The 20158-nt window shown below is 73.1% G+C and carries 7 protein-coding genes; all 7 read right to left on the bottom strand.

The genetic code is table 11. The annotated features are described in order from the left end of the window. Window positions 1-152 precede the first annotated feature (152 nt). The 7 genes from AC07GB_RS19880 to AC07GB_RS19850 all read right to left on the bottom strand — a co-directional run bounded on the left by AC07GB_RS19880 (window position 153) and on the right by AC07GB_RS19850 (window position 20158). Window positions 153-3074, bottom strand: a complete 2922-nt coding sequence (locus AC07GB_RS19880) for a non-ribosomal peptide synthetase (protein ID WP_478847139.1) — start codon at window positions 3072-3074, stop codon at window positions 153-155. Then, window positions 3071-14035: an amino acid adenylation domain-containing protein gene (locus AC07GB_RS19875; RefSeq protein ID WP_478847137.1), complete on the bottom strand. Its 10965-nt coding sequence runs from the start codon at window positions 14033-14035 to the stop codon at window positions 3071-3073. The genes AC07GB_RS19880 and AC07GB_RS19875 overlap by 4 nt, the downstream gene beginning before the upstream one ends. Before the next feature lie 88 nt (window positions 14036-14123). Beyond that, on the bottom strand, window positions 14124-14339 hold the full coding sequence (locus tag AC07GB_RS19870) for an MbtH family protein (RefSeq protein ID WP_478847135.1): 216 nt from the start codon (window positions 14337-14339) through the stop codon (window positions 14124-14126). Window positions 14340-14557: 218 nt separating this feature from the next. Further along, window positions 14558-17047, bottom strand: coding sequence for an ABC transporter permease (locus AC07GB_RS19865; protein WP_478847133.1), 2490 nt, complete (start codon window positions 17045-17047; stop codon window positions 14558-14560). Next, window positions 17048-17815, bottom strand: coding sequence for an ABC transporter ATP-binding protein (locus AC07GB_RS19860; RefSeq protein ID WP_478847131.1), 768 nt, complete (start codon window positions 17813-17815; stop codon window positions 17048-17050). Continuing rightward, complete coding sequence (locus AC07GB_RS19855) at window positions 17808-19175, bottom strand: MFS transporter (RefSeq protein WP_478847129.1); 1368 nt, start codon at window positions 19173-19175, stop codon at window positions 17808-17810. Before AC07GB_RS19855 ends, AC07GB_RS19860 begins: the two co-directional genes overlap by 8 nt. Next, window positions 19172-20158 carry an ornithine carbamoyltransferase gene (locus AC07GB_RS19850; protein ID WP_478847127.1) on the bottom strand — a complete coding sequence of 329 codons (987 nt, stop codon included), beginning with the start codon at window positions 20156-20158 and terminating at the stop codon, window positions 19172-19174. Before AC07GB_RS19850 ends, AC07GB_RS19855 begins: the two co-directional genes overlap by 4 nt.

Here is a 20158-nt window from a genome sequence, read left to right as displayed (position 1 = left end):
GCTGGGCCTGACGCTACGAAGTGCCGTTATCCACGGCTTATTCGGCGGGCAACAACCTTTAAACCTCACGCACCGCATGCGGCTGAATACAGTCCTTCAGCCGCATGCGGTGCGTTCCCGGATCCTTACGCTCCCCCACCGCGCGGGGGCGTTCAGTCGCCTGCGAGCCGTGCGGTGATGTCCCGGCCGAGGCCGGCGGCGACGGCCTTGTGCACCTCTTTGCCCAGGTCGGAGTTCGTCATCACGACGCATCCCGTGCCGGAGCGCAGCCGCAGCGAGGTCAGCGCCCGGAAGCCGGGGGTCTGCCCGCCGTGGCCGAATTCCACGTCTCCCAGGGAGCCGTCGACGATCGTGCCGAGGCCGTAGAAACTGCCCGGGAAGGCTTCCGTGAGCATCGCGTCCGCGAGGGGGCCCGGCAGCAGGTCGTCCAGGCCGTTGCGGGTCCGGCGCAGGGCGCAGGCGAGCTGGGCGAGGTCGGCTGCCGTGCTCCACAGTCCGGTGCCGGCCCGGGTGGGGCGGCGGCGGTGTCCGCCGTGCAGCGCCTCGCCGTGCCGGTCGTGTCCCGCGGCGGCGTCCGCGGCGGCGCCCGCCGTGAAGGCGCTGTCCCGCATGCCGAGGGGCTGGAGCACGAGAGCGTCGACGAGCTTGCCGAGTTCCTGCCCCGTCACGTCGGTCAACACCTGCTCGACAAACGCCCATTGGCTGCCCGCCTTGCGGAACACCGATCCCGGTTCCGCCTCCGCCTCCACGTCGTCGAGGACGTCGGACACGGTGGGCATGGTCTCGTCGGGGTGCCACCAGGTGGCCGGCGCCGAGGACAGGCCCGCGGTGTTCGACAGGCAGTGCCGCAGGGTGACGCGGCCGCCGCCGCGCAGCCGCGGCACGGTCCGCCCGGTCAGGTACTCGTCGAGCGGGGCGTCCAGGGCGAGCAGCCCTTCGGCGACGAGGCGCAGTGCGGCGAGCGCGGTGACGTGCTTGCTGATGGATCCGGCCTGGAAGCGGGTGCGCAGGGTGACCGGCGCGCCGGTGTCCAGGGACCGTACGCCGTGCACGTGCAGTGCGGCGATCTCTCCGTTCCGCAGGACGGCGACGGCCGCGCCGGGGATGCCGTGTGCCGCCATCACGTCGTCCACGCCCGCGGCGGGCCGGGTGCCGTTCACGGGCGCACCGGCCCGTGGCCGGCCGTCCGCGCCGCCGTCCGCCTGTTGCCCGTCGCCGGGTCCGCCGTCGCCGGTCCCGCGGCCGGCCTGGGGGTCGCCTTCATCGTCTGTCGCTCCGTAGGTAGCGGGGGTCCCGTCGATCGCGGCTCCGAGGTCCGCGATGGTCACGCTGTCCAGGAGCATCCGCAGGGTCACGGTGAGGCCCGCCCGCCGCCCCGCGGCGAGGACGTGCACGATGCGCATGGAGTCGACCCCGAGGTCGGCGAGCCGGTCGTGGGCGCCGACGCCGGGGACCCCGAGCACCTCGGCGCACACGTCGGCGAGCAGCCGCTCGGTGCGGGTGCGGGGTGCCTGGTAGGCGCGGTCGGCGACGAGCGCCGTGCGCTGGGGCGCGGGCAGGGCCGCGCGGTCGACCTTGCCCGCTGCGTTGAGGGGCAGCCGGTCGAGCGGCACGAAGCCCGTGGGCACCATGTACGCGGGCAGCCGCGCGGCGAGGTGGCGGCGCAGCTCGTCCTGCCCGGCCGCGGCGCCCGCGCCGGGCTCCCCGGTGCCGCCGGCCGCGACGACGTACGCGACCAGCCAGGGTTCGCCCTGGCCGTCCTCGCGTGCGACGACGACGGCGGAGCCGACGCCGGGGTGGCTGACCAGCTGCTCCTCGATCTCGCCGAGTTCGACGCGGTAGCCGCGGATCTTCACCTGGTGGTCGGCGCGGCCCAGGTATTCGAGGTCGCCGTCGGCGCGGAAGCGGACCAGGTCGCCGGTGCGGTACATGCGCGAGCCGGGGGGCCCGCCCAGCTCCTCCGGCAGGAAGCGTGCGGCGGTCAGGCCGGGGCGGCCCACGTAGCCGCGGGCCACGCCCGCGCCCGCCAGGTACAGCTCGCCGGTGACGCCGACCGGGACGGGCTGGAGCGCGCTGTCGAGCACGTAGGCGCGGGTGTTGTGCAGGGGCCGTCCGATCGGGGTGTCCGGCGCGGCCCGCGGCACTTCCCAGCCGGTGGACCAGACGGTCGTCTCGGTGGGCCCGTACAGGTTGACCAGGCGGTCCACGTGGCCGCGCAGTTCGCGGGCGAGGGAGGGCGGGCAGGCCTCGCCGGTGGTCACCGCCGTCAGGGGGCGGCGCGCGAAGCCGGCCGCGAGCAGCAGTTTCCAGCCCGCGGGGGTGGCCTGGAGGTGGGTGACGCCGTGGCTGTCGACGAGGTCGAGCTGGGCGAGCGCGTCGCCCAGGCCGCTGTCGTCGGCGAGCACCACGGAGCCGCCGGTGATCAGGGGCAGGTACAGCTCGGCGTAGGAGATGTCGAAGGACACCGACGTCGCCGCGAGCCACACGTGATCCGGCGCCGCGTCGAACCGCGCCCGCATCGAGAACAGCAGGTTGAGCAGCGAGCCGTGGGCGATCTGCACGCCCTTGGGCCGCCCGGTCGAGCCGGAGGTGAACAGCGTGTAGGCGAGGCCGTCGGGCGGTGGCGGGCCCGCCGCGGCGTCGGCCGCCGGAGCGGGTGCGGTGCCGGGCCTGCGCGCGATCCGCTCCTGGTCGCGCTCCAGGTCGAGGAGTTCACCGTCGTACGCGTCCCCGAGCAGCCCGGACAGGGTCCGCTGGGTGACGACGAGGCGCGCGCCCGCGGTGTCCAGCATGTAGGCAAGGCGTTCGGCGGGCAGGGCGGCGTCGAGGGCCAGCTGGGAGCCGCCCGCCTTCCAGATGCCGAGCAGCACCGGGAGCAGCCAGGGGCCGCGCTCCAGGAGCACGCCGACCACGGACTCCGGGCCGACGCCCGCGGCGCGCAGCTCGTGCGCGACGCGGTTGGCGCGGGTGTCGAGCTGCCGGTAGCTCAGGACGGTCGATCCCGCCCTCACGGCGACCGCGTCCGGGGAGGCCGCGGCCTTCGCCTCGAACACGTGGTGCACGCGCCTGCTCATTCCCACTCCATGTCGGTGTCGTTCCAGTCCTGGAGAAGCCGCGCGCGTTCGGTGTCCGTGAGGACGGCCGCGCGGGCGTCGCCGTCCGCGTCGGCCGCCATGGCCTCGAGGACGGTGCGGTACATCCCGGCGAGGCGCTCCGCGTTGGCGCGGTTGAGGCCGGTGCTCACGGCGCGGAGGACGAGCCTGCCGGGGACGTTGGCGATCGACATCGTGAACTCGTTGGAGCTGTCGCCCGCGCCCGCCCGGACGTCCACGGCGCCGGTGTCGACCTGGTGGAAGTCCTGGTAGCGGAACATGATGTCGAACAGCCGCCCGCCGCCCGCGAGGCGCTGCACGGCCGGCAGCGGATAGCGCCGGTGCCGGTACACGTCGGCCTCGCGGTCGAAGACCTGCCGTACGAGGTCGCGCCAGGTGTCGGCGGTGCGGTCGTGGGCGAACGGCAGCGTGTTGAGGAACATGCCGTACACCCGCTCGGCGCCCGGGACTTCGGGCCGCGCGCTGTACAGGACGCCGGTGTGGAAGGCGTCCTCGTTCGTGACCGAGCTGAGCACCTTCAGGTGCGCGGCAAGGAGGACGGCCTTGAAGGAGGTGCCGGTCTCTGTGGCCAGTGCGCGCAGTTCGGGCTCGATGTCACGGAACTCCACCGACAGCTTGAAGTCCTCGCGCGGCGCGGCCACGCCGTCGCCCCACTCGGGCGGCAGCGCGCACGGCGCGTGGCCGTCGACGACGCGCCGCCAGTAGTCCCGGTCCTCGGTCGAGTCGAGCGCGGCGAGTTCGGCGGCGACGAAGTCCGCGTACCGCACCGGCATCGGCTCGTCGGGCTCCGGTTCCGCGCCGCCTGCGGCAGCTTCGGCGTACGCGCGGTAGGCGTTCAGCACTTCCATGAGGAGCGACTGCTGGCTCCAGCCCTCCGTGATGGCGTGGCAGTGCGTGAAGCCGAGGTGCCACGCCTCGTCGGACTCGACGAGCGCGGAGATCCGCAGCAGCGGCGGACGCGAGACGTCGAACAGCTCGGCGCGTTCCCGCGTGATGTGCGCGCGCCGTCCTTCCTCGAACTCCTCGGGAGTGGTCCCGCGCAGGTCGTGGACGGCCACGGTGGTGTCGGCCTCCGGGTGCACGAGTTGCAGGGGCATCTCGTACGTTTCGAGCGCGAAGGACGTGCGCAGCATCTCGTGCCGGGCCACCACGGTCCGTGCGGCGTGGGCGAGCGCGTCCGCGTCGAACGGCCTGCCGTCCTTGATCCGGAACGTGGACGTGTTGTGGTACTTGTTCAGGCCGTCGTCGGAGAGCATCTCCAGGAGCATGCCGAGCTGAACCTGCGAGAGCGGGTAGGCGTCGGTGACGCCTGCGGGCAGCGCGTCGCGCACGCCCTGCGGGACGAGGGCGAACGGCGCGATGCCCTCCGGTTCGGGGGCGCTGCCGCCGGTGCCGAGCGCGGCGGCGAGGCCCGCCACCGTCCGGTAGCGGAACACATCCCCCACACCCGCCTCGAAGCCCTGCGCCCGCAACGCGCCCACCAGGGCGATCGCCTTGATCGAGTGCCCGCCGAGGTCGAAGAAGCTCTCCTCGACGCCCACCTTCTCCAGGCCCAGGACCTGCCCCCACACCTCGGCGATGCGCGCCTCGGCGTCGGAGCGCGGCGCGACATAGGTGTCGGTGACCGCCGCTGCCGCCTCGGGCAGGGCCCGCCGGTCGACCTTTCCGTTCGCCGTGAGCGGGATCGCCTCCAGCTCCACGAACACCGAGGGCACCATGTACTCCGGCAGCACCTCGCCCAGCGCCTCGGCCAGTCCCTCGCTGTCGCCGACGACGTACGCGATCAGCTGCTGCTCGTCGGACACGACGACGGCGGCATCGGACACCGAGGCCTGTGCGACAAGGGCCGCGCGGATCTCGCCCAGCTCGATGCGGTAACCCCGCACCTTGACCTGGTCGTCGATGCGCCCCAGGAACTCCACGGCCCCGTCGGCCCGCCACCGGACCAGGTCACCGGTCCGGTACAGACGCTCACCCGAGCCCCCGTACGGATCGGGCACGAACCGCTCAGCGGTCAGCCCCGGACGCCCCGCGTAACCACGAGCGACACCGGTACCACCGACGTACAGCTCTCCCACGACCCCTGCGGGTACGGGTTGTTGCCGCGAGTCCAGCACCCTCATGACCATGTTGGGAAGGGGTCGTCCGATCGGCACGACGCCTGTGAACGCCTCCTCCAGCGGGAACACACAGGTCCCCACCGTCGCCTCCGTCGGCCCGTACTCGTTGACGACCTGGCCGTCTCCGAGCAACTGCCGCCAACGCTCCACCAGTTGACCTGGAAGCGCCTCACCCGCGACGACCACACGCGAGACGAGCGCCTGGATCTCGGCATCCTCCAACTGCCCGTCGAGGACTTCGAGATGCCCGGGCGTCAGCTTGATGAACGAGAACGGACCCGCCGCGACCAGTGCGTCACCCAGCTCGGTCAGCTCACCGCCGTACAGCCACACCCGCTGCCCCACCACCAGCGGCGCCCACACATTCGGCACCACCAAGTCGAACGCCACCGACGAGAACACCGGCGCACCACCCGAACCGGCAGCCGCCAGCTCCCGCCCCGCCCACTCCACATGATTCGCCAGACCCCGGTGCGTGACCTCCACACCCTTCGGCCGACCCGTCGAACCCGACGTGAACACCGTGTACGCCACCGAGTCCAGATCCACCATGACCTCCGGCGCGGCCGCCGGATAAGCCGACAGATCCTCCTCCGTGACCACCGTCGAAACACCCGTGAAGCGGCCCGCGTACTCCGCCGACGTCACCGCCACCGACACGCGCCCATCCGCCACCATCGCCGCGATCCGCTCCGCAGGAAGCACCGGATCCATCGGCACGTAACCGGCACCCGCCCGCCACACACCCAACAGGCCCACCATCAACTCAACCGAACGGTCAAGGAGCACCGCCACCGACGAGCCCGGACCGACGCCCTCAGCACGCAGACGATGAGCCAGACGGTTCGCCGCCGCATCCAACTCCGCGTACGTCAGACGCTGTTCACCGCGCTCCACGGCCACCGCGTCCGGAACCCGGACCACCTGCCGCCCCACCAGCTCCGGCACCGAAACCCCGGACACCGGCGCCACCGGCTCCCCTCCGGCCCAGGTGCGCAGCACGCGCTCGCGCTCGCCGTCCGGGAGGAGGGTCGCCTCGGCGTCGCCGTCGGCGTCCGCCGCGATCGCTTCGAGGACCGCGCGATACATCGCGACGATGCGCGTGAGGTTCGGCCGGGTGACGGCACTCGGGTCCACCGTGAGGAGCAGGCCGTCGGCGCGGGCCGCCACGGCGAGGCCGAACTCGGTGGCGCCCTCGCCCATGCCGGAGTCGGCGTCGACGATGTCACTGTCCGTCTGGGCGTCGCTCAGGTCGAGGTAGCTGAAGCGGACGTGCAGCAGCCGGGAGCCGTCGCCCAGTTCGCGCTGCATCACCGGCATCGGGAAGCGCCGGTGCGGCCAGAGGGCGCCCTCCTGCTCGAAGACCTGGCCGATGAGGTCGCGCCAGGTGCGGGCGCCGCGGCGGTGGGCGAACGGCACGGTGTTGAGGTACATGCCGTAGACCCGTTCGGCGCCGACCGCCTCGGGGCGGCCGCTGCACACCAGACCGGTGCAGAAGGCCTCCTCCGGCGTGAGCTGGCTCATCACCTTCAGGTGGGCCGCGTGCAGCACGGCCTTGAGCGAGGTGCCGGTCTCGGTCGCGCGGGCGCGCAGCCGTGGCGCCAGGTCGTCGAGCGGGACGCGCAGCGTGTGCGCGTCGCGTCCGGCGGCCTCCGGGTCGCCCAGGGCGGACGGCAGCTCGAAGGTGCCGTGGCCGCCGATGACGTCACGCCAGTAGGCGCGGTCCTCCTCCGACGCGAGGGAGGCGAGTTCGGCGGCGACGAAGTCCGCGTACCGCACGTCGGGGGTCTGCGGCCGGGGTGGCTCCCCGGCGGCGCGCACCCTCAGATAGCCCTCGACGATCTCGCTCAGCAGGGAGCGGTGGCTCCAGCCCTCCGTGATCGGGTGGCAGACGCTGACCGACAGCCACCACGCCTCGTCCGACTCGACGAGCGCGGAGATCCGCAGCAGCGGCGCACGGTCGAGGGCGAAGGGCTGGGCGCGCTCGCTGCTGATGTGCTCCCTGCGGAACGTCTCCTGCTCCTCCGCGCTCCGGCCGCGCAAGTCGTGCTCGGCGACGGGCAGTTCAGCGGAAGCGTGGATCAGTTGCAGGGGCGTCGAGTAGCCCTCCAGGTCGAAGGAGGCGCGTAGCATCTCGTGGCGCTCGACGACGGCCCGGCCCGCCGCGGCGAGCGCGGCGCGGTCGAAGGGGCGGCCGTCCTTGATCCGGAAGGTGGTGGTGTTGTGGTACTTGTTGCGGCCGTCGTCGGCCAGCATCTCCACCAGCATGCCGAGCTGGACCTGTGCCAGCGGGAAGGCGTCGACGAGTCCTTCGGGCAGCCGTTCCCGGTCGTGCGGGTCGAGCAGCGCGAACGGCGCGACGCCTTCCGGTTCGGGGGCGCTGCCGCCGGTGCCGAGCGCGGCGGCGAGGCCCGCCACCGTCCGGTAGCGGAACACATCCCCCACACCCGCCTCGAAGCCCTGCGCCCGCAACGCGCCCACCAGGGCGATCGCCTTGATCGAGTGCCCGCCGAGGTCGAAGAAGCTCTCCTCGACGCCGACCTCCTCCAGGCCCAGGACCTGCCCCCACACCTCGGCGAGGCGCGCCTCGGTCTCGGTGCGCGGGGCGACATGGGCGTCCGTGGCGGGGGCGCCGGGGTCGGGCAGGGCGCGCCGGTCGACCTTGCCGTTCGCCGTGAGCGGGATCGCGTCCAGTTCCACGAACACGGAGGGCACCATGTACTCCGGCAGCACCTCGCCCAGCGCCTCGGCCAGGCCCTCACCTGCCCCGACCACGTAGCCGACCAGTCGCTGGTCGTCGGACACGAGGACGGCGGCATCGGACACCGACGGCTGCGCGACAAGGGCCGCGCGGATCTCGCCCAGCTCGATGCGGTAGCCGCGGATCTTCACCTGGTCGTCGATGCGCCCCAGGAACTCCACGGCTCCGTCGGCCCGCCACCGGACCAGGTCGCCGGTCCGGTACAGACGCTCACCCGAGCCCCCGTACGGATCGGGTACGAACCGCTCAGCGGTCAGCCCGGGGCGTCCGGCGTAGCCCCGGGCAACCCCCGTACCACCCACGAACAGCTCGCCGGTCACGCCGACGGGGACCGGACGCATCTCGCTGTCGAGCACCCGCATCACCATGTTGGGGAGCGGACGCCCGATCGGCACGACGCCTGTGAACGCCTCCTCCAGCGGGAACACACACGTCCCCACCGTCGCCTCCGTCGGCCCGTACTCGTTGACGACCTGGCCATCACCGAGCAACTGCCGCCAACGCTCCACCAGTTGACCCGGCAGCGCCTCACCCGCGACGACCACACGCGAGACGAGCGACTGGATCTGGGCATCCCCCAACTGCCCGTCGAGGACTTCGAGATGCCCGGGCGTCAGCTTGATGAACGAGAACGGACCCGCCGCGACCAGTGCGTCACCCAGCTCGGTCAGCTCACCGCCGTACAGCCACACCCGCTGCCCCACCACCAGCGGCGCCCACACATTCGGCACCACCAAGTCGAACGCCACCGACGAGAACACCGGCGCACCACCCGAACCACCAGCCGCCAGCTCCCGCCCCGCCCACTCCACATGATTCGCCAGACCCCGGTGCGTGACCTCCACACCCTTGGGCCGACCCGTCGAACCCGACGTGAACACCGTGTACGCCACCGAGTCCAGGTCCACGGCGGCCTGCGGCGCGGTCGTCGGGAGGTCCGAGCGGTCCTCCTCCACATGCACCACCGGCACCTCGGTGAACCGGTCGGCGTATCCGGCCGAGGTCACGGCAGCCGCCACCGCCCCGTCGGTCACCATCGCCGCGATGCGCTCCGCGGGGAGTACCGGATCCATCGGTACGTAACCGGCGCCCGCCCGCCACACGCCAAGCAGCGCCACCATCAGCTCGACGGAACGGTCAAGGAGCACCGCCACCGACGAGCCCGGACCGACGCCCTCAGCGCGCAGACGATGGGCCAGACGGTTCGCCGCCGCGTCCAACTCGGCATAGGTCAGACGCTGTTCGTCGCACTCGGCGGCCACCGCGTCCGGGGCCCGGACCACCTGCCGCGCCACCAGCTCCGGCACCGGAACGCCGGACACCGGCGCCACCGACTCCGCTCCGGCCCAGGTGCGCAGCACGCGCTCGCGCTCGCCTCCGGGCAGGTGGTCGTGGAGCGCGTCGCCGTCCGGGTCGGCGGCCATCGCTTCGAGGACCGCGCGGTACATGGCCGCGAGGCGGTCGACGCTCGCCCGGGACATCACGTGGTTCTGGGCGGTGATGACCATGAATCCGGCCCGGGTGGACACACCGAGCGGGAACTCGGTGGGGCTGTCGTCGATGGTGGCCGGGTAGTCGATGACGTCCTGGTCGACCTGGCGGAAGTTCTGGTAGCTGAAGCGGACGTCGACCAGGCGCCCGGCGGCCCCGCTGTCGCGCTGCATGGCGCCGAGCGGGTAGCGGCGGTGCGGCCACAGCTCGATCTCCTGGTCGAAGACCTGCTGGACGAGGTCGCGCCAGGTGCGGGCGCCGCGCCGGAAGGGGAACGGGAGCGGGTTGAGGTAGACGCCGTGGACGCGGTCGGCGCCGACGGCCTCGGGTCGGGCGTTGGTCACCAGGCCCGTGCGCAGGGTCGCTTCGGGCGTGAGCCGGCTCATCACCTTCAGGTGCGCCGCGTGCAGCACGCTCTTGATCGGCACCTTCGCCGTGGCGGCGAGGGCACGCAGCCCCTGCTCCACGTCGTGGTACGGCACCCAGGCCCGGTGCAGTCCGCGCGGGGTGGTGGCGGGGTCGTCGCCCCAGCCCGTCGGCGGGTCGAACTTGGCGTGGCCGTCGATGATCCGCCGCCAGTAGGCGCGGTCCTCGTCGGAGGCGAGGGCCTTCAGCTCGGCCGCGACGAAGTCGGCGTAGCGCACGGCGGCCGGTTCCGGCTCGGTGGGCGTGACGCCGTCGCGCAGCGCGCGGTAGGTGGCGACGAGTTCCATGAGGAGCGAGTGGTGGCTCCAGCCCTCCAGGACCGCGTGGCACTCGGTGAGGGTGAGCCACCAGCTCCCGTCGTCACGGGCGTGGCCGGTGAAGCGGACCAGCGGGGCCGCGGTGAGGTCGAAGAGTTCGGTTCGTTCGACGGCCATGAACTGCCGCAGGTCGCGGTCGAGTTCCTCGGTGCCGAGCGCCCGTACGTCGCGTACGGCGACCGTGGTGTGGACCTCGCCCGGTGCGTGGACGAGCTGGAGCGGGACGGAGTAGCCCTCCAGGGCGAAGGACGTGCGCAGGATCTCGTGCCGGCCGATGACGGTCCGCACGGCCCGGTCGAGGGCGGCCGGGTCGAGAGGCCGGTCGTCGAGGATCCGGAAACAGGTCGAGTTGTGGTAGTGGTTGCGGCCGTCGTCGGCGAGCATCTCGACGACCATGCCGAGCTGGACCTGCGCCAGCGGGTAGGCGTCCACGACGCCGGCCGGCAGCTTCGCCCGGTCCTCCGCGGCGAGCAGCGCGAAGGGCGCCACGCCGGGCTCGGGCGCGGCGGGTGCCGGGCGGCCGGTGAGGAACTCGACGAGTTCGGCGGGGGTGCGGTGCGCGAAGACGTCGCGGACCGTCACGTCGTACGCGGCCTCGCGCAGGGCGCCGACGAGCGCCACGGCGCGCAGGGAGTCGCCACCGAGGTCGAAGAAGTTGTCCTCCACGCCGACCTGGTCGACGCCGAGCACGTCGCGCCAGACGCCCGTCATCTCCTCCTCGGCCGCGGTGCGGGGCGCGACGTGCGCGCGCTCGACGGCGAGCGCGCCGCGGTCGGGCGCGGGCAGCGCGGCCTGGTCGAGCTTGCCGTTGACGGTCAGCGGGATCTTCGCGATGACGAGGAACGCGCCGGGCACCATGTACGCGGGCAGCGACCGGGCGAGCAGGGCGCGCAGCTCGCTGGGCGCGGCGACCGCGTCGCTGGTGGGCACGGTGTAGGCGACCAGGCGCCGGTCGCCCGGCGTGTCCTCGCGGACCACGACGACGGCGTCCCGCACCCGCGGATGCCCGGCCAGGAGTGCCTTGATCTCGCCGAGTTCGACGCGGTGGCCGCGGATCTTGACCTGGTGGTCGATGCGGCCGAGGTAGTCGAGGGTGCCGTCGGGGCGGTAGCGGGCGAGGTCGCCGCTGCGGTAGAGGCGGGTTCCGGGCGGCCCGTAGGGGTCGGGCACGAAGCGCTCGGCGGTCAGGCGGGGGCGGCCGAGGTACATGCGGGCGACGCCGGGGCCGCCGACGTGGATCTCGCCGGGCACCCCGACGGGCACGAGTTCACCGTGCGCGTCGCGGAGTTGCACCCGCAGGTCGGGCAGCGGCACGCCCACCGGGTTGCCCGCGTCGGAGGCGATGTCGGCCTCGGTGACGCGGTGGTAGGTGGTGTGGACGGTGGTCTCGGTGATGCCGTACATGTTGATGAGCTGGGTGCGGTCCAGGTCGCGGCGGGCCACCCAGGGGGCGAGGCCGGGCACGTCGAGGCGCTCGCCGCCGAACGTGACGACGCGGAGGGCGAGTTCGTCGATCAGCGGGTGCCCGTCACCGGCCAGGGACACCAGGCCGCGGAACGCGGACGGCGTCTGGTTCAGGACGGTGACGTGCTGCTCCGCGAGCAGGGCCAGGAAGTCCTCGGGGGAGCGCGCGGTCTCCGCGTCCACGACGACGAGCCGCCCGCCGTACAGCAGGGCGCCCCACATCTCCCACACCGACATGTCGAAGGCGTACGAGTGGAAGAGCGTCCACACGTCGCGGTCGTCGAAGCCGTAGTACCGCTCGGTGCTGGTGAACAGGCGCAGGACGTTGGCGTGCGTGAGGCCCACGCCCTTGGGGCGGCCGGTGGAGCCGGAGGTGTAGATGGTGTAGATCAGGTCGTCGGGGGTGACGCCGGAGACCGGGTTCGTGTCGGGGGCGGCCTCAAGGGCGGTCGTTTCCTCGTCGCCGTCGAGGACCACGAGGCGGCCGTCGTGCGCGCCGCGCAGGTGCTCGGCGCGCGCCCGTGAGGTGAGGACGATCTCGGTGCCCGCGTCCTTGAGGGTGTACGCGATGCGGTCGGCGGGGTGCTCCGGGTCGAGCGGCAGATAGCCGGCTCCGGACTTGAGCACGCCGAGGAGGGCGGGCAGCAGGTCGATGCCGCGGTCGAGGCTGATGCCCACCAGGTCGTCGACTCCGGCGCCCAGGTGGCGCAGGTGGTGGGCGACGCGGTTGGCGCGGGCGTTCAGCTCGCCGTACGTCATGCGCCGCGCGCCGCACACCAGGGCGACGGCGTCGGGGGTGGCCGCGGCCCGCTCCTCGAAGACCTCGTGGGCGCAGGACGCGGGCGCCGGGAGGGTCTCGGCGGGCGGCACGAGCACGGCCAGGTCGGCGGTGTCGAGCAACTCCAGGCGGGACAGCGGAAGGCCGGGGGTCTCGGCGGCGGCTTCGAGGAGGCGCACGTAGTGGCGGGCGAGCCGTTCGGCCGTGGTCCTGTCGTACAGCGCGGTGCTGAACTCCAGGGTGCCGCGTACGCCGCCGTCGGGGTGTTCGCCGAGTTGCAGCGTGAGGTCGAAGCGGGAGACGCGGCTGGTGGCGCGCAGCGGCTCGGCCTGGACGCCCGGCAGCCTGAAGGAGCTGGTGCGCTCCTGGTGCAGGGTGAAGGCGACCTGGCACAGCGGGGTGCGGGACAGGTCGCGCTCCGGCTGGAGGTCGTCGACGAGCCGGGCGAAGGGCACTTCCTGGTGGTCGAAGGCGTCCAGGGTGGTGGCGCGGGCCTGCTCGACGAGGTCGGTGAAGGCCGGGTCGCCGCTCCACCGGCCGCGCAGCACCAGGGTGTTGATGCCGTAGCCGATGAGCTGTTCCAGCTCGGGCCTGCCGCGGCCGGACACGACGGTGCCGACGGGGATGTCGGTGCGGCCGGTGTAGCGGGAGAGCAGCGCCTGGTAGCCCGCGAGCAGGGTGTGGAAGAGCGTGGCGCCGCGGCCGGTGCCGAGGTCGCGCAGGCGGGCGGTCAGCTCCGGCGTGAGGGCTACGGGCACCGCGTCGCCGTCCCAGGAGCGGGTCGCGGGGCGCGGCCGGTCGGTGGGCACCTCCAGGGCCGTGAGGCCCTCCAGCTGCGCGCGCCAGTACGCGAGGTGCCGGTCGAGCGCGCCGTCGGCGAGCCGGGACCGCTGCCAGGCGGCGTAGTCGGCGTACTGCACCGGCAGCGGGGCGAGCGGCGAGGGCCGCCCGGCGGCGAACGCCTCGTACAGGGCGGAGAGTTCGCCGAGGAACTGGCCGACGGACCACTCGTCGCAGGCCACGTGGTGGAAGACGACGACGAGGACGTGGTCGTCGGCGGCGACGCGGATCAGGCGGGCCCGCACCGGGCCGCCGTGCTCCAGGTCGAAGGGCTTGCCGGGCTCGGCATCGGCGAGGGCGCGGGCGCGCCGCTCGCGCTCGGCCGGGTCGCCGAGGACGGTCAGGTCGTCGGTGGGCAGCTCGAACAGGCCCGGCTCGTCGATGACCTGGACGGGCTCGGTGCCCTCCAGGCGGTAACGGGTGCGCAGAACCTCGTGCCGGGCCACGACCGCCGTCAGGCCGCGGCACAGCACCTCCGCGTCCAGCGGCCCGGTCAGGCGCAGCGCCACCGGGACGCTGTACTCCCAGCTGTCCGGGTCGAGGCGGCTGAGGAACCACATCTGCTGCTGGCCGTGGGAGAGGGCGAGCGGTCCCTCGCGGTCGACGCGGGCCACCGCCGTGCGTCGTCCGCCGCGGGCTCCGGCGAGCCGGGCGCGCACCAGCTCCTCGCGCTTGTCCTTGGCCGCACCGGCCCCTTGGCCCGACCGATTTCCGCCAGTGCTCATGCTGAGCGCTCCTCCCGACCTTCCACGTGATGCGTCCGTGCGTTGCCGCGAACCTGCTGGGTGTGGCGCCCCGGCCGGGGCGCGGATGTCAGGTGCCCGCCTGCTCCATGCGGCGGCGCAGGCTCGCCGGGCGCATGTCGGTCCAGACCGCGTCGATCCGGTCCAGGCACTCCTGGCGGGTGCCCTCGGTGCCCTCGGCGTGCCAGCCGGCGGGCAGCTCGCGGTCGGCCGCCCAGATCGAGTACTGCTCCTCGTCGTTGCGGACGACGCGGTAGGGGCGGTCGTCGTTCAGCTCGTCAGCCATGTCGGCGTCCCTTTCGAAAGCCGGGGCAAGCCCGGGGAGAGCCGGGGCGAGCCCCGGGGGTCGATACGACCTCAGCTTCCGGCGGGCACCTATATGCGGCCTCTACGCAGGCAACACGGCACGCGCGCCCCCTCGGGCGCGCGCGGACAGCACGCGGCCCGGTCCCGCCGGGGCGATGGGGACCGGGCCGCGTGAGCTTCGGGGCGGGCGCGAGCCGGCTACTCGCGGGCACCCACCAGCTGGACGATGCGCGAGCGCAGGGCGGCGCCGACGGGAAGCACGGTGCCGACGACGGCGAGGACCGCGCAGACGGCGGTGACCGCGCCGACCACGGCCCACGGCACCACGATGGGAGCCGCGCCGAACAGCTCGTGCAGGGCGCCCCACAGGCCGATGAGGTTGACCGCGGAGGCGATGGCCGCGAGGGCCACACCGATCGCGGTGACGAGCAGCGACTCGGCGACGAAGAACCGTACGACCTGTTTCGGAGTGGCACCGGCGAGGCGCAGCACGGCGAGGTCACGGCGCCGGTCGGCGGTGGCCATGAGCAGGGTGTTGAGGACGGCGATGAAGCAGAACAGGACGACGATCAGCGCGGTGGAGCGCTGCCGCACCTCGATGAGGTGGCGCGCGTAGGCGCTCTCGGAGGCGACGAGTTCGTCACGCGTCATGAACTTGGCGCCGTTGCCCTGGACGGCCTTCTCGATGGCTGCGGTGGCGGCGGCCCGGTCGGTGCCCGGCTTCAGGGAGATGTAGGCGCGCCGGGCCAGACCGTCGCGGGAGTACGCGGCCGAAGCGGCGAACCGCTCGGGCAGGTAGGCGACGTCTGAGCCGCGCAGCGCCTTGTAGACGGCGGCGACCTTCAGCGTGGCCCGCTCGCCGTCGCCGAGGAAGATCTTCACGCGGGTGCCCACGTCCCAGCCCCACAGGTCGGCGACGGCCATGCTGGTGTCGTCGAGCTTGTCCAGGGAGCCTTCGGTGACGTCGAGGTCCATGGTGTGCTTCAGCGCGGCCGTGTCGACGACCAGGCCGTCGTTCACGTCGAAGCGGTCCTCGTCGCGGGTGTAGACGGTCGTCAGGAGCGGCGCGGTGATCTGTACGCCGTCGATCCGCTTGACCCGCTCGACGACCTCGGGGCTGATGCCGGGCGTGTCGTCGGGCGCGAGCGCGTACTCGGAGGTCACCGAGTTGCGCAGGCCGTGGTCGCGGGCCGCGCCGAGCGAGTCGGTGGCGGCGAGCAGCGACAGGGCGAGGCCGACGGTGAGCAGGATCGGCGCGGCGGTGGCCGCCGTGCGGCGGCGGGCGGTGAGCGCGCTCTCGCGCACCAGCATGGCCGTGGGCCCGGCGGAGTTGCGGAAGGGCCACATGAAGAACCGGGTGAGCGGGCCGACCGCGAGCGGGGCGAGGACGGCCGCCGCGAGGACGGGCACGAGCAGCTCGGTGACGTACGTGTTGGGCGAGAGGACGCTCTGCGGCTTGCCGAAGGCGATCCACCCGGCGAGGCCGAGGCTCGCGGCGACGCCGGCGAGGCCGAGGAGTCGGCGTGCGGGCGTCATCCCGGAGTCGTCCACGGCGGCTTCGCGCAGTGCCTCGACGGGGCGCACCGAGCCCGCCCTGCGGGCGGCGGCGACGGCGCCGCACCAGGCCACGGCGGTACCGACGAGGAACGCTCCCGCGAGCGGGGCGACGATCGTCCAGTGCAGGGACGGCTTCACCTCGAACCAGTCCGGGGAGATGTCCATGGAGATCAGCACGTCGGCGAGGAGCTGGGCGCCGTACAGGCCGAGGGCCGCGCCCGCCGCGGACGCCAGCGTGCCGACGAGCAGAGCCTCGCCGCGGACCATGCGCCGCACCTGCTTGGGCGTGGCGCCGACGGCCCGCAGCAGCGCGACCTCGCGGCGGCGCTGGACGACGGCGAAGGCGAACGTGGAGGCGACGACGAAGACCGCGGTGGTGCCCGCGACGCTCGCCATGACCGGCACCAGGGTGACGGTGTTGTCGAGCGTCTCGCGGTCGCTCTCCTCACTGGCGTCGGCCTTGTGCCGGTCCTGCCCGGTGAGCACGTCGGCGTCGTCGCCGACGGCCGCGCGGACCGCGTCGAGCGGGCCGAGCGGGACGAGTGCCTCGATCCGCGGGGAGATCCGGGCCGCCTCGGCGTCGCTGAAGAAGACGGCGTCCTCCCAGTCGACGGGCGAGACGGTGCCGGAGACGGTGTAGCGGGAGACTCCGGCGGCGGTCATGACCGTGATCTGCTCGCCGGTGCGGGCCTGGTCGGAGGGGACGACGACCTGGTCGTCGCCGGTGGGCGCGCGCCCGTCGGTGAGGCGGTAGCCGCCGAAGCGGGCGACCGGCCAGGGGTGGCCGACCTGGTCCTTGGGGCCGCCGTCGAGCTGGGCGTAGAAGGCGCGGTCCACGACGACGTCGCCGGCGCCCTCGACCTTCTGCCGCAGCGCGGGCTCGACGCCCCGGGCCGAGGGCAGCGAACGGACGCCGAGGTCGTGCTGCGATGCGTTCCAGTCCCCGTCGTCGGGCTTGACGACGGCCTGGGCCTTCGCGAACCGTTCGACGGGCCGGTCGGGCAGGTCGAGCACGGTCATCAACAGCGTGCCCATGGCGGCCACTTGGGCGACGCCGAGGACGAGCGCCACGAGGGTGCCGAGGAAGGACACCCAGCGGGCCCGCAGGGTCTGGTAGGCGATGAAGAGCACTTACGACACCGCCAGGCTGGTCATCCGGGCCGCGACCGCCTCCGCCGTGGGCCGCTCCAGGCCGCCGGCGAGGGTGCCGTCGGCGAGGAAGACGACGCGGTCGGCGTAGGCGGCGACGTTCGGGTCGTGCGTGACCATCACGATCGTGGTGGGCCTGTCGGCCAGTTCGGTGGCCGCGTAGCCGTCGCCGGTGGGCGGGCCCGCGAGCTTGCGGAGGGTGTCGAGCAGTTCCCGGCCCGTGTGCAGGTCGAGGGCGCCCGTCGGCTCGTCGGCGAACAGCACGGCGGGGCGGCTGACCAGGGCGCGGGCGATGGCGACGCGCTGCTGCTGGCCGCCGGAGAGCTGGCTGGGGCGGCTGCCCGCCTTGTCGCCGAGGCCCACAAGGGCGAGGGACTTGGCTATCGCGTCGCGCTTCGGCTTGCGGCCGGACAGGCGCAGGGGCAGGGACACGTTCTGCGCGGCCGTCAGGGACGGCAGCAGGTTGAAGGACTGGAAGATGAAGCCCGTCCGCTCCCGGCGCAGCTCGGTCAGCTGGGTCTCGTTCAGGGTGCTCAGGTCGGTGCCGTCGACGCTCACCCGGCCCGACGTGGGCCGGTCGAGGCCCGCGGCGCACTGGAGCAGTGTGGACTTGCCTGATCCGGAGGGGCCCATGATCGCCGTGAAGCTGCCCCGGGGGAAGGCCAGCGTGACCTCGCGCAGCGCGGTCACGGGGCTGGCCCCCGAGCTGTATGTCTTGGTCAGCGACTCCAGCCGCACTGCCTCATCCATCGATTCTCCGTAAGGTCAGGGTCGTACGAGAGGGGACGACCACTGGCTCGTTCTCCCTCTCGGGCGGCGGGGCCATGTTGTTCTCGTCCTCCAGTGCCGCACCACGGCGCGTGAACACGAGGGTCGCGACGGCGGCGAGGGCCGCCATCACCACGGAAGCGCCGATCAGGACCTGACGGGTGCCGTACGCGTCCAGGAGGAAGCCGGTGCCGAGCGCGCCGAGTGAACTCGCGCCGGAGACGAGCAGCATGACGACGCTGCCGACCCGCCCCTGCATGTTGTTCGGCGTGATGCGCACCTGGTGGGACATGCCTGCGACGGTAACAGCGGCTCCTATATGCGATGTTATGAAAAAGAGAGTCCCAAGTGCCGCCGGATGGTGGAAAACCACCGTTCCTGGCAGGGCCAGGGCCCAGGCCACGTGCGCCACGATCATGGTGTGCCGCATCGGGAGGCGCTTGCTGAGGGCGCCTCCGGTGATCGCGCCGAGGAGGCCTCCGACGCTGCCAGCGGCCATGATCAGGCCGACGGTGCCCGCGGGTCTGCCGGAGTCCCGCACCACCACCGCCACGCTGAGGATCAGCGCCTGGAAGATCAGGTTGCTGCCCGCCATGATGAGCAGCGCGGTGCGGAAATAGGCGCGTTTCCATACCCAGTCGAGCCCGGCGCGGATCTCCGCGGTCATGGGGCGCTTCTTCCCGCCCTTGCCGCCCTTGGCCTTGCCGCCCTTGGCCTTCGTGTCGTCCTTGGCCCGCAGCCGCACCAGCGTGATCAGGGACAGCAGGTACATCCCGACGCTGGACATGAACGGCATCCACGCGGAGATGCCGAACAGCATGCCGCTGGCCGGGTGCCCGACGAAGTTCACCGCGCGGGACCGCGCCTCGTTCGTGGCCATGGCCGCCGACAGCTGCCGGGCGGGCACCACGCCGCGAACGGTGGCCCGCTCGGCCAGCTGGTAGAAGACGGTCAGGGCGCCCTGTACGAACGCGACGGCGGCGATGTGCCACACGTAGAGGCGGTCGCCCGCCAGGGCGACGGCGACGGTCGCGACCGCCGCCATCCGCCCCACCACGCACACCAGCATCACACCGCGCCGGTTCCAGCGGTCCACGAGCACCCCGGCGGGCAGCTGCACGAGCAGCGCGGGCAGGAGCGCGGCGAAGCCGACGAGGCCCGCGCTGCTCTTGGACCCGGTGTGCCACAGGATCAGCAGCGTGAAGGCCATGCCGGAGCAGCGCTCCGCCATCACCGACAGGGCCGAGCCGGTCCACAGGAGCCGGAAGTCGCGGTAGGAGTTGAGGCTGGGGAGGGCGTGCCGGCGACGCGGTTTCGTGCCGCCGTCGGCTGCCTTCTTCATCGCGCCCCGGCCCGGCACCACTCCAGGACGGCCATCGCGCTGTGCAGCTTGTGGGTCGCCTGGGTGAAGGCGATGCTGGCCGGCCCGTCCAGGACCTCGGCCGTGACCTCCTCACCACGGTGTGCGGGCAGGTCGTGCAGGAAGACCGCGTCGGGGCTCGGCCGCCACAGCTCGCGGGTGACCTGGAAGGGCGCGAAGACCTCGCGCCAGTCGGCGGTCGGCTTGGTCGTGCCCGTGGTCTGCCAGCGCGTGGTGTAGATCGCGTCCACGCCTTCGGGCAGGTCCGCCATGTCGTGCCGCTCGCGTACGGTCGCGCCGTGCATGTCGGCCTGTGCGAGCGCGGTGGCGACGACGTCCGCGGGCAGGCCGTAGCCGGGCGGCGTGCGCAGGTCGAGGGTGGTGTCGGGGAACCGGCTCAGGGCGAGCGCGAGCGCGGCGGCGCTGTTGTTGCCCTCGCCGACGTACAGCACACGCAGTCCTTCGACGTGCCCGAAGTGGTGGTGCAGCGTGGTCAGGTCGGTCAGCGCCTGAGTCGGGTGCTCCTCGGCGCTCATCGCGTTCACCACGGACATCGCCCCGGCCGCGGCCCAGGTCCGCATCTCGTCGGTGGCGTCCGATGTCCTGGCCACGAGCAGGTCGAGCATGCCCGCGAGGACGCGCCCGGTGTCCTCGCTGGTCTCCCCCGTGTTGAGCTGGAGGTCGCCGGGCCCGAACGTCACGGTCCGCGCGCCCAGCCGCAGGGCGCCCGCGGTGAAGGCGGTGCGGGTGCGCGTGGAGGTGCGCCGGAAGTAGATGCCGATGACCGCGCCGGCCAGCGTCTCCTCGCGTACGCCCGCCGCGAACTCGGCGCCGCGGGCCACCAGGGCGCGCAGGTCGTCGTCGCTGAGGTCGCGCACGGAGATCAGATGGCGGGTGGCGCCGCCGGGTGCTCCGGTGTCCTGCGCCCGGGCTGCGCCGTGGCGTGGTCGAGTGTGCTGCTGCAT

The organism is Streptomyces sp. NPDC045778, assembly GCF_056431945.1.
Note: the sequence above shows the minus strand (reverse complement) of the source record. Positions and strands in the feature narration are given on the sequence as shown.

Excerpts from the sequence above, each read along its gene's own strand:
- AC07GB_RS19870 (WP_478847135.1), bottom strand. The coding sequence starts at position 14,339 with ATGGCTGACGAGCTGAACGACGACCGCCCCTACCGCGTCGTCCGCAAC.
- AC07GB_RS19880 (WP_478847139.1), bottom strand. The coding sequence starts at position 3,074 with ATGAGCAGGCGCGTGCACCACGTGTTCGAGGCGAAGGCCGCGGCCTCC.
- AC07GB_RS19860 (WP_478847131.1), bottom strand. The coding sequence starts at position 17,815 with ATGGATGAGGCAGTGCGGCTGGAGTCGCTGACCAAGACATACAGCTCG.
- AC07GB_RS19850 (WP_478847127.1), bottom strand. The coding sequence starts at position 20,158 with ATGCAGCAGCACACTCGACCACGCCACGGCGCAGCCCGGGCGCAGGAC.
- AC07GB_RS19875 (WP_478847137.1), bottom strand. The coding sequence starts at position 14,035 with ATGAGCACTGGCGGAAATCGGTCGGGCCAAGGGGCCGGTGCGGCCAAG.
- AC07GB_RS19855 (WP_478847129.1), bottom strand. The coding sequence starts at position 19,175 with ATGAAGAAGGCAGCCGACGGCGGCACGAAACCGCGTCGCCGGCACGCC.